This window comes from Thalassospira lucentensis MCCC 1A00383 = DSM 14000 (genome assembly GCF_000421265.1).
GTDB lineage: Bacteria > Pseudomonadota > Alphaproteobacteria > Rhodospirillales > Thalassospiraceae > Thalassospira > Thalassospira lucentensis.
This window is the reverse complement of record NZ_ATWN01000006.1, coordinates 122258-135756: the sequence shown is the minus strand read 5'-3', so window position 1 is coordinate 135756 and position 13499 is coordinate 122258. Positions and strand designations below refer to the sequence as shown.

Annotated in this window: 6 protein-coding genes; all 6 read left to right on the top strand. The window is 54.2% G+C overall.

Features of this window, described 5'->3' with window-relative positions:
• The 6 genes from K355_RS0113600 to K355_RS0113575 all read left to right on the top strand — a co-directional run bounded on the left by K355_RS0113600 (position 1) and on the right by K355_RS0113575 (position 13370).
• Entirely contained in the window at positions 1–4836 is a 4836-nt protein-coding gene (locus K355_RS0113600; protein WP_022732702.1) for an NAD-glutamate dehydrogenase, read from the top strand.
• A gap of 302 nt (positions 4837–5138) precedes the next feature.
• The gene (locus K355_RS0113595) at positions 5139–5777 is read left to right on the top strand and encodes a TetR/AcrR family transcriptional regulator (protein WP_022732701.1); all 639 of its coding nucleotides are present in this window, start codon (positions 5139–5141) and stop codon (positions 5775–5777) included.
• A 139-nt stretch (positions 5778–5916) separates the two neighbouring features.
• Entirely contained in the window at positions 5917–7080 is a 1164-nt protein-coding gene (locus tag K355_RS0113590) for an efflux RND transporter periplasmic adaptor subunit (protein ID WP_022732700.1), read from the top strand.
• Between the two features lie 38 nt (positions 7081–7118).
• On the top strand, positions 7119–10298 hold the full coding sequence (locus K355_RS0113585) for an efflux RND transporter permease subunit (RefSeq protein WP_022732699.1): 3180 nt from the start codon (positions 7119–7121) through the stop codon (positions 10296–10298).
• Positions 10299–10563: 265 nt separating this feature from the next.
• On the top strand, positions 10564–11517 hold the full coding sequence (htpX, locus tag K355_RS0113580) for a zinc metalloprotease HtpX (protein WP_022732698.1): 954 nt from the start codon (positions 10564–10566) through the stop codon (positions 11515–11517).
• 200 nt (positions 11518–11717) lie between these two features.
• Complete coding sequence (locus tag K355_RS0113575; protein ID WP_022732697.1) at positions 11718–13370, top strand: hypothetical protein; 1653 nt, start codon at positions 11718–11720, stop codon at positions 13368–13370.
• The last annotated feature ends 129 nt before the right edge of the window (positions 13371–13499 follow it).

The window sequence follows — 13499 nt, the reverse complement described above, 5'->3', positions numbered from 1 at the left end:
ATGAAAGCCCGTAAAGACGACCCGAAACGGGAAGTCATCGACAAAGTTGTCGAACAAATCCAACAGCGTTTAAAAGGCAAAATGGCGAAGGATGCAGAAGCGTTCGTTCGCCTTTTTTACAAGGATGTTCCGCCCGACGACGTGGCGGGTCGATCTATCGACTCGCTTTATGGCGCGGCGTTGACGCTTTACAAATTCGCACAAAAGCGTCCTTCGGCTGATGCGGCCAAGATCCGGGTCTATAACCCTGATCTCGAAGAGCACGGCTGGAAATCAGATCACACCGTGATCGAGATGATCAATACGGACATGCCGTTTCTGGTCGACTCGGTTACATCCGCCCTGCATGACCTTGATCTGACCGTTCATCTGGTCATTCACCCGATCATGCGGATCAAGCGCGACGGCAAGGGAGAACTTGACGTCGTTGCCTCGGTCGAAGACTCCGATGCGCCGCGTGAATCGGTCATGCATCTTGAGATTGACGAACAAACCGACGAAGCCGTGCTTAATAAAGTACGCGCACGTCTTGATGATGTTTTGACCGATGTCGGTCTTGCTGTGCGTGACTGGAAACAGATGCTCAGCAAAGTCACCGACGTTCTGGATGAAATTAAAACAGCCCCGAAAACCATTCCGACCGATGATCGTAAGGAAGCCGAGGAATTCCTGGGCTGGCTGCATAACGACCATTTCACCTTCCTGGGCTACCGCGAATATAAATTTGGCGGTGGCGCCAAAAAGGCCGGTGGTGACGTAAGTGTTCAGAACCAGTTGGGCATTCTGGCGCGCGAAGGCACGCATGTTTTTGACGAGTTGCGCCAGATCGGCAACCTGTCAGACGAGGTAAAGGATTTTGTCACCAAACCCAGTCTCTTGATGGTGACCAAAGCCAATAAACAATCGACAGTTCATCGGTCTGTTCATCTTGATACCATTGTCGTCAAACAGTTCGACACCAAAGGCAAGGTGATTGGTCAGCATCTGTTCGTCGGCCTGTTTACCTCAGTTGCCTATAACCTCAGCCCGCGTTTGATCCCGCTTTTGCGCAAAAAACTGGATGAAACGATTGCCCGCGCCGGCTTCCCGCCCGCCGGTCATGACGCCAAGGCACTGGTCAATATTCTTGAAACCTTCCCGCGTGATGAGCTGTTCCAGGTCGAACTTGATGATCTGTATCATACCTGCATGGGGATATTGCACCTGCAGGAACGCCAACGGATTGCGCTTTTTGTCCGGCGTGACGCGTTTGAACGGTTCGTCTCCTGTCAGCTTTTCTGCCCGCGTGATCGTTTCTCGACCAAATTGCGGATCAAGTTCCAGAAGGTCATTGAAGACGCCTTTGAGGGCAAGGTTTCAGCTCATTATACCCTGATTGGCGACAGTCCGCTTGCGCGGTTGCACCTGCTGGTGAAAACCACGCCGGGTGAATTGCCGGAATACGATGTGACCGACATCGAACGTCAGCTTGTTGAAACTGCACGCGACTGGGCCGATACGTTGCGTCAGGTTCTTGTGCGTGAAATGGGCGAAGAACGTGGCTTAGCACTGTATCGCAAATACGGCGAAAGCTTCTCAAGCGACTATCGTGATCGTTTCACGGTTGAAAGTGCCGCACTTGATGTTGAGCGCATCGAAGACGTGATGAAGGCCTTTGATATCCGGGTGAACCTGTATCGCCCGATTGAGGCGGCCGAGAACGAGCTCCGGTTTAAAATCTATAATCCGGGCATGCCTGTGCCGCTGTCCGATGTGTTGCCGATGCTTGAAAACATGGGGCTTAAGGTCATCACCGAGAACCCGTTCACGGTGGAACCGCGCGACGTTGATATCAATGTGCGTATCCATGATTTCGGCGTGGTTGTGGATGGTGAATTCCACCTGCATGACGTGCGTGACAAGTTCCAGGAACTGTTTGTCCGCATGTGGCACGGCGAAGTGGAAAATGACGCCTTTAACCGTCTTGTCCTGCTGGGCGGGTTGGATTGGCGCGAAGTCGTGATCCTGCGCACCTATTCGCGCTACATGCGTCAGATGGGATCGGCCTTCTCGCAGGATTATATGGCCAAGACCCTTGCCAATAATCCGACATTGGCATCGGCCCTTGTGTCCTTGTTTGTTGCCCGCTTTGACCCGGATCGCGATCCGGGGCTGGCGGCCGAGGCCGAAGCCATCGAAGGCGATATCATTACCAAGCTTGAAGATGTGATGAACCCGGACGAAGACCGCATTTTGCGCGCCTTCCTTAATCTGGTTCAGGCAACCTTGCGCACCAACTTCTTCCAGTACGGCGCGGATGGAAATCCCAAACCGTACCTATCGGTTAAATTCAATTCGGGCATGGTCGAAGATTTGCCGCTTCCGCGTCCGTGGCGCGAAATATTTGTCTATTCTCCGCGGGTCGAGGCCGTTCACCTGCGCGGGGGGCCGGTTGCCCGTGGTGGTATTCGCTGGTCCGACCGTCAAGAAGATTTCCGGACCGAAATTCTCGGTCTGGTCAAAGCCCAGATGGTCAAGAACGCGGTGATTGTACCTGTCGGGTCAAAGGGCGGTTTTGTTGTCAAACGCCCTCCGGTCGATGGTACGCGCGAAGCCTTCCTTGAAGAAGGCATTGCTTGTTACAAAATACTGATGAGCGGGATGCTCGATATCACCGACAATATTGTTGCCGGTGATATTGTTGCCCCCGAACGGGTACGTCGTCTTGATGAAGATGATCCCTATCTGGTGGTTGCCGCCGATAAGGGGACTGCGACGTTCTCAGACATCGCCAATGGTGTGGCGCGTGATTATGGCTTCTGGCTTGACGATGCCTTTGCATCGGGCGGCTCGCAGGGCTATGACCATAAGAAAATGGGCATCACGGCGCGTGGGGCGTGGGAATCTGTCAAGCGTCATTTCCGCGAAATGGGCAAGGACATCCAGAAAACCCCGTTCACCGTGGCCGGTGTTGGCGATATGTCAGGCGATGTGTTTGGCAACGGCATGTTGCTGTCTGAGCAAATCAAACTGACCGCCGCCTTCAACCATATGCATATTTTTGTCGATCCGGACCCGGATATGGCAAAAAGCTTTGCTGAACGCCAACGCCTGTTCGATCTGCCGCGATCCGGCTGGGGCGATTACGACAAAAAGACCCTGTCCAAAGGCGGGGATATTTTTGATCGCAAAGCCAAAACCCTTGATCCGTCGCCAGAAGTCCGCAAGTTGCTGGGCCTTGAGACGGGCAAGGTAACACCCGCTGATATGATGAAGGCCATCCTGAAATCCGATGTTGAACTTCTGTGGTTCGGCGGGATTGGGACCTATATCAAATCGCAGATGGAAACCAATGCCGACGCAGGCGACCGTGCCAATGATGCCATTCGCATCAATGGCCGTGAAATTCGCGCAAAGGTCATTGGTGAGGGGGCCAACCTTGGCGCCACACAGCGGGGCCGTATCGAGTATGCCCATGCCAGTGGTCGTTTGAATACTGACGCCATCGATAATGCTGCGGGTGTGAATTGCTCGGACCATGAGGTCAACATCAAGATCCTTGTTGGCGAAGTTGTCGCCGCCGGGGACATGACCGAAAAGCAGCGCAACAAGCTTCTGGTCGAAATGACCGATGAGGTCGGTGATCTTGTTCTGCGGGACAATTATCTGCAAAGTCAGGCGATCTCGAACACCTATGCGGCAAGTGCCGATGTGCTCGATGCACAGGTGCGTTTGATCCGGATGCTGGAACGCGAAGGACGGCTTAACCGCGAGATCGAATATCTTCCTGATGACGAAGAACTTGCAAAACGTGCCAGCAACCACGAAGGCCTGACACGGCCCGAAGTTTCGGTTCTGATGCCCTATGCCAAACTTTGGCTGTATGACGAGGTGCTGGAATCTGATTTGCCAGACGATCCGATTTTGGTCGAAGAACTGGTGCGCTATTTCCCGACGCCGGTGCGTAAGAAATACGCCGATGCGATTTCAGAACATCGGTTGAAGCGTGAAATCATTGCGACCGTTGCGACCAACAGTCTGGTCAACCGGGTCGGGGGCACCTTTGTTCATGACATGATGGAAGCCACGGGTCTTTCGGCTGTGGATGTGTCGCGCGGGTATTTGATTACCCGTGCGGTGTTTGGTCTGCGTGATATCTGGGCCGGGATTGAGGCCCTTGATAACGTGGTTCTGGCCAAGCTTCAGATCGGCATGTTCCGCGACATCAACCGGATGGTCAATCATGTCACCCAATGGTTCCTGCGCAATTGCGAGGAACTTAATGTTGGGGCCAAGATCGAGATGTTCCGCCCGGCAGTGTCAAAGGTGATTGATGCCTTTGACGATATCGTGCCGGTTGATGCCGGTTTCAGAACGTCGCTGGATCAAAAGGCACAATCCCTGGTCGCACAGGGTGTGCCCGAAGATTTGGCACGCCGCGTGGCATCCATGGCGCAGATGGTGGCGATTTGTGATGTCGTCCGTATTGCCGAGGCCACGGGCCGGGATGTGATCGAAGTCGGGGCCACCTACTTTGCAGTGGGGGCCCGGTTCCAGCTTGGCCTGATGCGGGCAGCCGCCGATTCAATCGAAGCCGAAACCCATTGGCAGAAACTCGCCCGTGCGGCGGTGGTTGACGATCTTTATGGTCATCAGCGTGAATTGACCCGTGCGGTTCTTGGTGCGGGCAAAAAGGGCGCATCGGGTGCCGAACTGGTTGATAAGTGGGTGGATGCCCATCAACGGGGTTGTGCACGCTGTGATGAACTGATCAATGAACTGCGGGCCGCAGGTCAGATTGATCTTTCCATGATCACGGTTGCCAACCGTCAGATCAGGGCTTTGACCGGCGCCTGATCACGCGTCACAGTTTATGTCAGTATCTATGTCAGGAGGGCGCGTTTCGGGCCCTCCTTTCTTTTGTGTGGTCATCGGGCAGATTTGGCCGATGTGGTGTCGCAGAACGGCGGAAAATACCGCTATGACGGCTGCTATGCGTTTTTAACTCATCACGGCTTAGCGCTTTGAATTTGCAAACATTACTGTCATCCTGTTGCCATTATTACATGATGAAGTGACAATATATCCGGTCATTTACTTGAAAAATACCGACCGGTTCGTATATTCGTTACATACATAAAAAAAATTAGGTCAAAGCCATGAGGAACGCTGCAGAAACCCGGATCAAGCTGCTTGAGACAGCCATGGAGCTGTTAACGACCCGTAGTTACCACGATATCGGCGTCAGCGACGTCTGCAAACATGCCGGTGTCACCAAGGGCGCGTTCTATCATCACTTTGACAGCAAGGCCGCCTTGTTTGCCGCGTCTGCGCGACAGCATTGGGAAAAGGGCAAGGACGAGCTCCGTTCGATCTTTTCGCCCGATATTTCCCCGATTGAGCAACTGAACCGCTATATCGATCTGGTCTGCAGCAAACAGGAAAAATACGCAATCCCCGGTGAAAGCGAAGTCTGTGTCTGTCCGATTTTCACCGCAGGCGGTCAGGTCGGCCCCGAAGACATCGAAATTCAGGATTGCTCACGCGAACTGGCCGAAGAACAGATCAAATACCTTGCATCCATGGTGCGTGGTCTCAAAGGCGAGGGCATGCTCAGCGAGGATGGAGACGTCACAACACTGGCGCGCATGATTTTCCAGTATGTCCACGGGCTTTTGACCTATGGCAAGGTTTTTAATGATCTTGATACTGTTCGGTCTGATCTGCGTGAAGGCATCTGTCGAATCCTCAATTTACAATGTAAATTCAGGGATGTAAGCTCTTCTGACGCGGCCTGATGTTTCGGATGCGTTCTAAAATAATTTAAAAAATAACCACTTTTTTGCCTTCTTCCCCTTGCAAGCAAACCGATCGGTATGCATCTATCGGTCAAACAGTCCGCAATATGTGCGGCTCACGCTTTTGGAAGATGGAAAGATGCAGTCTCGATCAAAACGCAAAATATTGCTGCCCGCGGCCGTTCTGGCGCTGGCAGTTGCCGCCGGTGGATATGGCTTGCATGTCACCGGTTCCGCCGCCGATGAGGTCGCGGTTCAGTCCGCACCCATGGCAACACCGGTCACCGTTTCCGATGTAAAAAGTAATTCTGTTCGTCTCTGGAGCAACTTTTCCGGCCGTCTGAGTGCTGTCGAAGAAGTCCAGTTGCGCCCGCAGGTCAGTGGTGCGATCGTCAAAATCGGTTTTGAAGACGGTCAGTTGGTCAAGCAGGGCGATATTCTTGCCGTGATTGACCCGCGCAGCTATCAGGCCGCAGTCGATGAAGCACGCGCAGAACTTTCCGTTGCCCGTCAAAACCTGTCGCTGGCCTCCAAGGAAAAGGAACGTGCGGAAAAGCTGGTGTCCAATGGCACGGTGTCAAAACGTGTTTATGACGAACGGCTTAGCACCCATCAGGTCGCACAAAGTCAGGTCACCCGTGCGCAGGCACAGCTTGAACTGGCTGAAATCGAACTTGATCACGCCTATGTCAAAGCCCCGATTGACGGGCGTGTCAGCCGTGTCGAAATGACCGTTGGCAACCAGGTCAATGCCGGTCCAAACGCCCCGGTTCTGACCACCATTGTCTCAACCGGGAAAATCTATGCCGATTTCGACCTTGATGAGCAGACCTTCTTTGCCAGCCTTGGCGCCAGTGGCAAGATTGATGATGCCGCGCAAAGCATCCCGGTCAATATGACGCTGTCGAACGGCCGGCATGTTTCTGGTCACGTACACAGCTTTGACAACCGCATTGATGCGCGCACCGGCACCATCCGGACCCGGGCACTGTTTGACAATCTTGATGGCACCCTTCTGCCGGGCACCTTTGCCAGTCTGGAACTTGGCACGCTTGCCAAGGAAGAGGTCATCATGATCCCGCCTGAGGCGATCAGCACCGATCAGGATCGTAAATTCGTCTATGTCGTTCAGCCCGACAACACGGTTGCCTACCGTCAGGTGATGCTGGGGTCAGAACTCAACGGCATGCGGATTGTCACATCCGGTCTTGAGATTGGTGAACTTGTCATTGTGAACGGCATCATGAAGGTTCGTCCCGGTATGTCCGTCGCCCCCGAAATTCTGCAGGCCTCAGCATCCTGAGGGGTGCTTTACTGCGCGCATAAGCAAGGCTGACCGTCATGCAGAACTTATCCAGATTTTTCGTGGATCGCCCGATTTTTGCCGGCGTCCTGTCCGTTCTTATCCTTTTGGCTGGCCTGATTGCCATGTGGCGTTTGCCGATTTCCGAATACCCGGAAGTCGTGCCGCCAACCGTCGTGGTCCAAGCCAAATTTCCCGGTGCAAACCCCGCCGAGATTGCCGAAACTGTTGCCTCCCCGCTTGAAGAGCAAATCAACGGGGTTGAGGGGATGCTTTATATCAACTCGCTGGCGACAACCGATGGCAACCTGTCGCTGACCGTGACATTTGAAATCGGGACCGATCCGGATCTGGCGCAGCAAAAAGTCCAGAACCGCGTATCGCAGGCCGAACCGCGTCTGCCCGATGTCGTGCGTCAGCTTGGCGTGACTGTATCAAAACAGTCACCCGACCTGACCATGGTCGTGCATTTGCGGTCGCCCAATGAACGCTATGACATGCTGTATTTGCGCAACTACGCGACGCTGAATGTGCGGGACCGTCTGGCACGTATTGGCGGCGTCGGGCAGGTAGGGCTGTTTGGGTCGGGCGATTACGCCATGCGTGTCTGGCTCAATCCGGACAAGGTTGCCGAACGTAACCTGACGGCGGGTGAGGTGGTTGCCGCCATCCAAAGCCAGAACGTTCAGGTTGCTGCGGGGATCATTGGCGGGGCACCTTATGACACCGGCGTGCAGTTCCAGTTGCCGATCAACATCAGTGGCCGTTTGGAAACACCCGAAGAGTTCGGAAGCATCATCATCAAACGCGGTGAAGATGGCACGATTACCCGTCTTGGCGATGTGGCACGGATCGAGTTGGAGGCACAGCAATATGCGCTGCGCTCCCTGCTTGATAACAAGCCCGCCGTCGCCCTGCCGATCTTTGCATCGCCCGGCTCAAACGCGCTTGATATCTCAAGCAACGTTCGGGCCGCGATGGAGGAACTCAAGCAGAACTTCCCCGAGGACCTTGATTACAGCATTGTCTATGACCCGACCGTCTTTGTACGCGGCTCGATCAAATCTGTGATCATGACCTTGCTTGAGGCCATTGCCCTTGTTGTTCTGGTGGTCACGATCTTCCTGCAAACATGGCGGGCGTCAATTATTCCGCTGCTGGCTGTGCCGGTTTCGATCATCGGGACCTTTGCGCTGATGCTGTTGATGGGCTTTTCGATCAATGTGCTGTCGCTGTTTGGTCTGATCCTTGCCATCGGGATCGTGGTCGATGATGCGATTGTCGTTGTCGAAAACGTTGAACGAAACATCGAACGCGGCTTGTCGCCGCGCGATGCAACGGTTGCGGCCATGCGCGAAGTGACCGGGCCGATCATCGCAACCTCGCTTGTGATTACCGGTGTGTTTGTGCCGATTGCCTTTATCAGTGGCCTGACCGGCCAGTTTTATCAGCAATTTGCTCTGACCATTGCGATTGCAACCATCATTTCGACGATCAATTCCCTTACCTTAAGCCCGGCTCTGTCGGCGATCTTGTTGCGCAGTCATGATGCGCCAAAGGATTGGCTGACACGCGGCATGGACTTTGTCTTTGGCTGGTTCTTCCGTGGGTTCAACCGGTTCTTTAACCGTAGTACTGATCTTTATGCCGGGGGGGTTAAGCGCCTTCTGGGTGTGAAATCAATCATGATGGTGCTTTATGTCGGCTTGCTGGCCCTGACCTATCAGGGGTTCCAGATATTGCCGAACGGCTTTGTCCCAATTCAGGACAAACAGTATCTTGTCAGTTTTGCCCAACTCCCACAGGGCGCAACGCTGGACCGGACCGAAGATGTCATTCGTGAAATGTCTGACATTGCGCTTAAGGAACCCGGTGTTGAAAGTGCCGTTTCTTTCCCGGGGCTCTCGATCAACGGGTTTGTGAACAGTTCAAGTGCGGGCATTGTGTTTGTCACCCTGACCGACTTTGCCGAACGCAAAAGTGACGATCTGTCGGGCTTGGCGATTGCGGGCAAACTTCAACAGAAGTTTGGAGCGATTGATGAGGCCTTCGTTGCCATTTTCCCCGCACCGCCGGTGCAGGGTCTTGGCACGGTTGGCGGGTTTAAGCTGCAGGTGGAGGATCGCTCCGATCAGGGGTATCGCGCCCTTGATGATGCCATGAAACAGGTTCTGGCCAAGGCATGGGCAGCACCTGAACTGACCGGTGTGTTCTCAAGCTACAACATCAACGTCCCGCAGCTTCAGGCGTCTCTTGATCGTACAAAGGTGCAGCAACTTGGCATTCCAGTTGATGAAATCTTCCGAACCATGCAGGTCTATCTGGGGTCAATGTATGTCAATGATTTCAATACATTTGGCCGTACCTATCAGGTGATTGCGCAGGCCGATAAGCCTTATCGATCCAGTCCCGAAGACATCCTGCGTCTGCAAACGCGTAATGCGGATGGCGATATGGTGCCGCTTGGCAGTGTTCTTTCCGTTACCGAAACGTTTGGGCCCGATACGGCCATGCGCTACAACGGGTTCCGGTCGGCGGATCTGAACGGCAATGCGGCACCGGGTTATTCCAGTGGTGAGGCAGAAGCCGCCATCATCAAGATACTCGATGAAACCTTGCCACCGGGTATGTCCTATGAGTGGACAGAGCTGACCTATCAGCAGATTCTGGCGGGCGATACAGCAATGTATATCTTCCCGATCTGTATCCTTCTGGTGTTCCTGGTTCTGGCGGCCCAGTACGAAAGCCTGACCATGCCGCTGGCGGTCATCATGATCGTCCCGATGAGCATCCTTTCTGCTGTCTTTGGTGTCTATCTGTTTGGCGGGGATAACAACATCTTCACCCAGATCAGTCTGTTTGTTCTCGCCGGACTGGCATCAAAGAACGCGATCCTGATTGTCGAGTTCGCCCGCGAACTTGAACATCAGGGCCGCACAACGCTTCAGGCTGCGATCGAGGCCAGCCGCCTGCGGTTGCGCCCGATCCTGATGACATCACTGGCCTTCATCATGGGCGTCGTGCCGCTGGTTCTGTCCAGTGGTGCCGGGGCCGAGATGCGCCACGCGATTGGTATTGCCGTTTTCTCGGGCATGCTGGGTGTGACGATATTTGGCCTGATCCTGACTCCGGTCTTTTATGTGCTCGTGCGCATGATTGGCCGGCGCGACGAAGTCCGTTCACTCGATGGGGCTGATTCCAATCAGTCTGCGGAGTAAACGGAATCGTTGCAGAAACAGCCGGGCCAACTTCCCCCCCCCGACCCCCGTAGGTCCGGCTGTTTCTTCCTTTTTCTGATAGCGTGTTTTGATTTCCGCCCACGGGCCTGATCGAAAGATGATTCACTAGGATTTACGCAAAGCCTGTCCGCTGCCCTAGCACGACATGATGTGAGTTCGATCTCACCTTTCTTCGGCATGCCTTGCCATGTGAATACTTATGCCTATCTTTTGCCCGATGTCGTTGTCTGAAGGGCGCTTGAGCATGAATTACATCCGTACAGGTTTGTTACTCGCCGGGTTGACCGCGCTGTTTGGCGTGGTCGGCATGATGATTGGCGGGCAGCAGGGCATGATCATCGCCTTGCTTTTTGCTGGTGCGATGAACGTGTTTGCCTATTGGAACTCGGATGCGATGCTGCTTCGGATGCGAAGCGCCCGCCAGGTCGATGACCGCACGGCACCGGAACTGGTTTCGATGGTGCGTGAATTGTCGCAGAATGCCGGTTTGCCGATGCCCAAGGTCTATGTGGTTGAAAATCCACAGCCCAATGCCTTTGCCACCGGGCGTAATCCGGAAAATGCGGCCGTGGCGGCAACCACCGGATTGCTCAAGCTTTTGGATCGGAACGAGATCGCCGGGGTCATGGCCCATGAACTGGCCCATGTTAAAAACCGCGATACCCTGACCATGACAATTACCGCGACCATCGCCGGTGCCATTTCTGCCTTGGCGAATTTTGCAATGTTTGCCGGTATCTTTGGCGGTCATCGGAACGACAACAACAATCCGCTTGGCGGCTTTGGCATGATTTTGGTCGCCATTCTGGCCCCGCTTGGCGCGATGTTGGTTCAGATGGCGATTTCACGTACCCGCGAATACCAAGCCGATAAAATGGGCGCGGAGATTTGCGGCCATCCGTTATGGCTGGCCAGTGCCTTGAACAAGCTTGATAAAGGCGTTCACACCATCCCCAATCAGGATGCAGAACGTAACCCGGCAACCGCGCACATGTATATCGCCAACCCACTGTCGGGAAAGGGGATGGACAGTTTGTTTTCAACCCACCCCGATATGGCCAACCGCATTGCCCGTCTTAAGGCCATGACTGTTCCGGTGACAGATCAAACAGCTGATCAACCTGCCCATTCTGGGCCGTGGCAGACACAGTCTCGCAATCAGAATGCCCGTCGACAACGAAGACGCCCTTGGAACTAAAACATAAAATAATGCCGATTTATCAGACATTTGTCAGTATTGATTATGTTTTCGGGTGGCGAACTCCTATCCTTCAGTATCGTGAAAACCGGTATTGAGTGCATTGACCCCAATTGACTCGCGGCAGACAATGGTCCCGTAACTCTTTGTCGGGCTTTTGTTTTCCAATTCGCAATGCATGATCACGGATAAGGGATGTAATGGCTGGTTTCTGGTCTGTCGTTGGTCTTGCGATCAAATCGCTGTTCGCAGGCCAAGACGCAAACGGGCATACTGACGACGTTGTGACATCTGATTCTGATGTGACAACGTCAGAACCGGAACCGTCATACCGCTATGCCATTGCGCGCTTTTCCGGTGCTAACCCTGCCAATGCCAATCCTGCTAATGCGAGTGCTGCAGGGGGTGCAACACCGACCAGCCCGGAACAGCCTGATGCCATTGCCAATATTCTTTCGCGCAGTCTTGCATCGATTCCAGACAGTCAGGTCGTTCTGGTAAATCAGTTTTTTGCGCCGAACCCCGATGTTGCGGATCCCTTTCAGGCCATACGTGAGACTAAGCTTGGCGCATTGAACGTTGCCCATCAGCGTGATGCACAAGCAATGTTCTGGGGAAGGCAAAACGATGCCACCGGCCAGCTTGAAGTTCACCTGATCAGCGATGAACTGGCATCGTCGCTTTATGGCCTGATCATGCCGCTGACCCATTGTTTCAAGCTGCCTGAACATCACGATACGACAGAAGCCCTGCGTATCTTACTTTCCGCGGAACTTGTTCATCAGGCGCGCGGCAGTGAAATGCGGTCCCAGCAGATGGCGCGCCTGACCTCGCACCTTGAAGATATTCAGGAACGCATTCAGAAGGGCGATACGTTTGATGCTGCGGGGCCCGGCGTGGCAACGGCCTATGCCTTTGCGGCTTACGTTCTGGCTGAAACCGGTGATCGCAAATATTGCGCGACGGCGATGCGCGTGATTGAACCCCAAATCCGTCAAATTCTTAAGGCCGCCGGGGATCAACCTGTCGAGAAGGCTGTCGTGAAGGCTGCGGCGCCATCGGGGCTGCTGGGCGAAAAACTGCACCATAAGGAAGTCGTCGTCAAAGAAGCCAGTACCGAGGAACTCATTGCCGGAATCAGCGATTTTGACAAGGTCGATTGCCAGAAAACAGCCATTCTTGCGCTTTATGGCGGGTTGGTGAATTGGTCGTTGGTCAGCAACATGCAGGCAAGTACGGGAACCTTGGCCATCGCACTTTGGAAGTTCCTTGTCCGGCGCTTTGAATTGACTGGCGGATCGGCCGCCGACTGTGCGACGGCGATTTGCCGGGGGGGCGAAGCATTGGTTGCTCATGCCAAAGAAACCGAAAACGCCAAACTCGCCGATAGTGGTGTCGTGCAGTTTCGCCGGGCAATTGGCATGATCAGCAACCGGTCGCATGCGGCACTGTATGCAATTGCGGCTTATGGTCTGGCGGAGTCCATCGTCGCATCGGCCCTGATCAATGATATCCATATTCCCGATGAACAGGTCATTCCTGTGTATCAGGCATCGCTCAAGGTCTGTGCCCGGCGTGATCAGCCCTATATCTGGGGGCGGACAATGTTTGCACTGGCCTCGGTTCAACTGATGAATGGCAGCCAGGGCAAAGATTCAAAGATGACGGGGCTGGCGCGTGTCAGCTTCTCGCAAGCGTACGAAGCTTTTACCGATGCCGGGGCCAAGGGTGCTGCGCGCGCCGCATCGGGTGGCTATACGCGGGCGGAAAACATGCTGTCCCAGTTGTCCCATCGCAAGGCCGTGATGGATGCGACCGGGGGTGAGAACAATCAGGAATCCACCGGGTCCTGATCGATCATTGGCTTGATCTTGGGCATCCTGTTTTTACGATGTCGCGACGGTTTCCCTTGGGACAAATTTCATGCAGGCAAAAGAAAACCCCGCAGCTTGCACTGCGGGGTTTCTGACTGCGAATGCGTG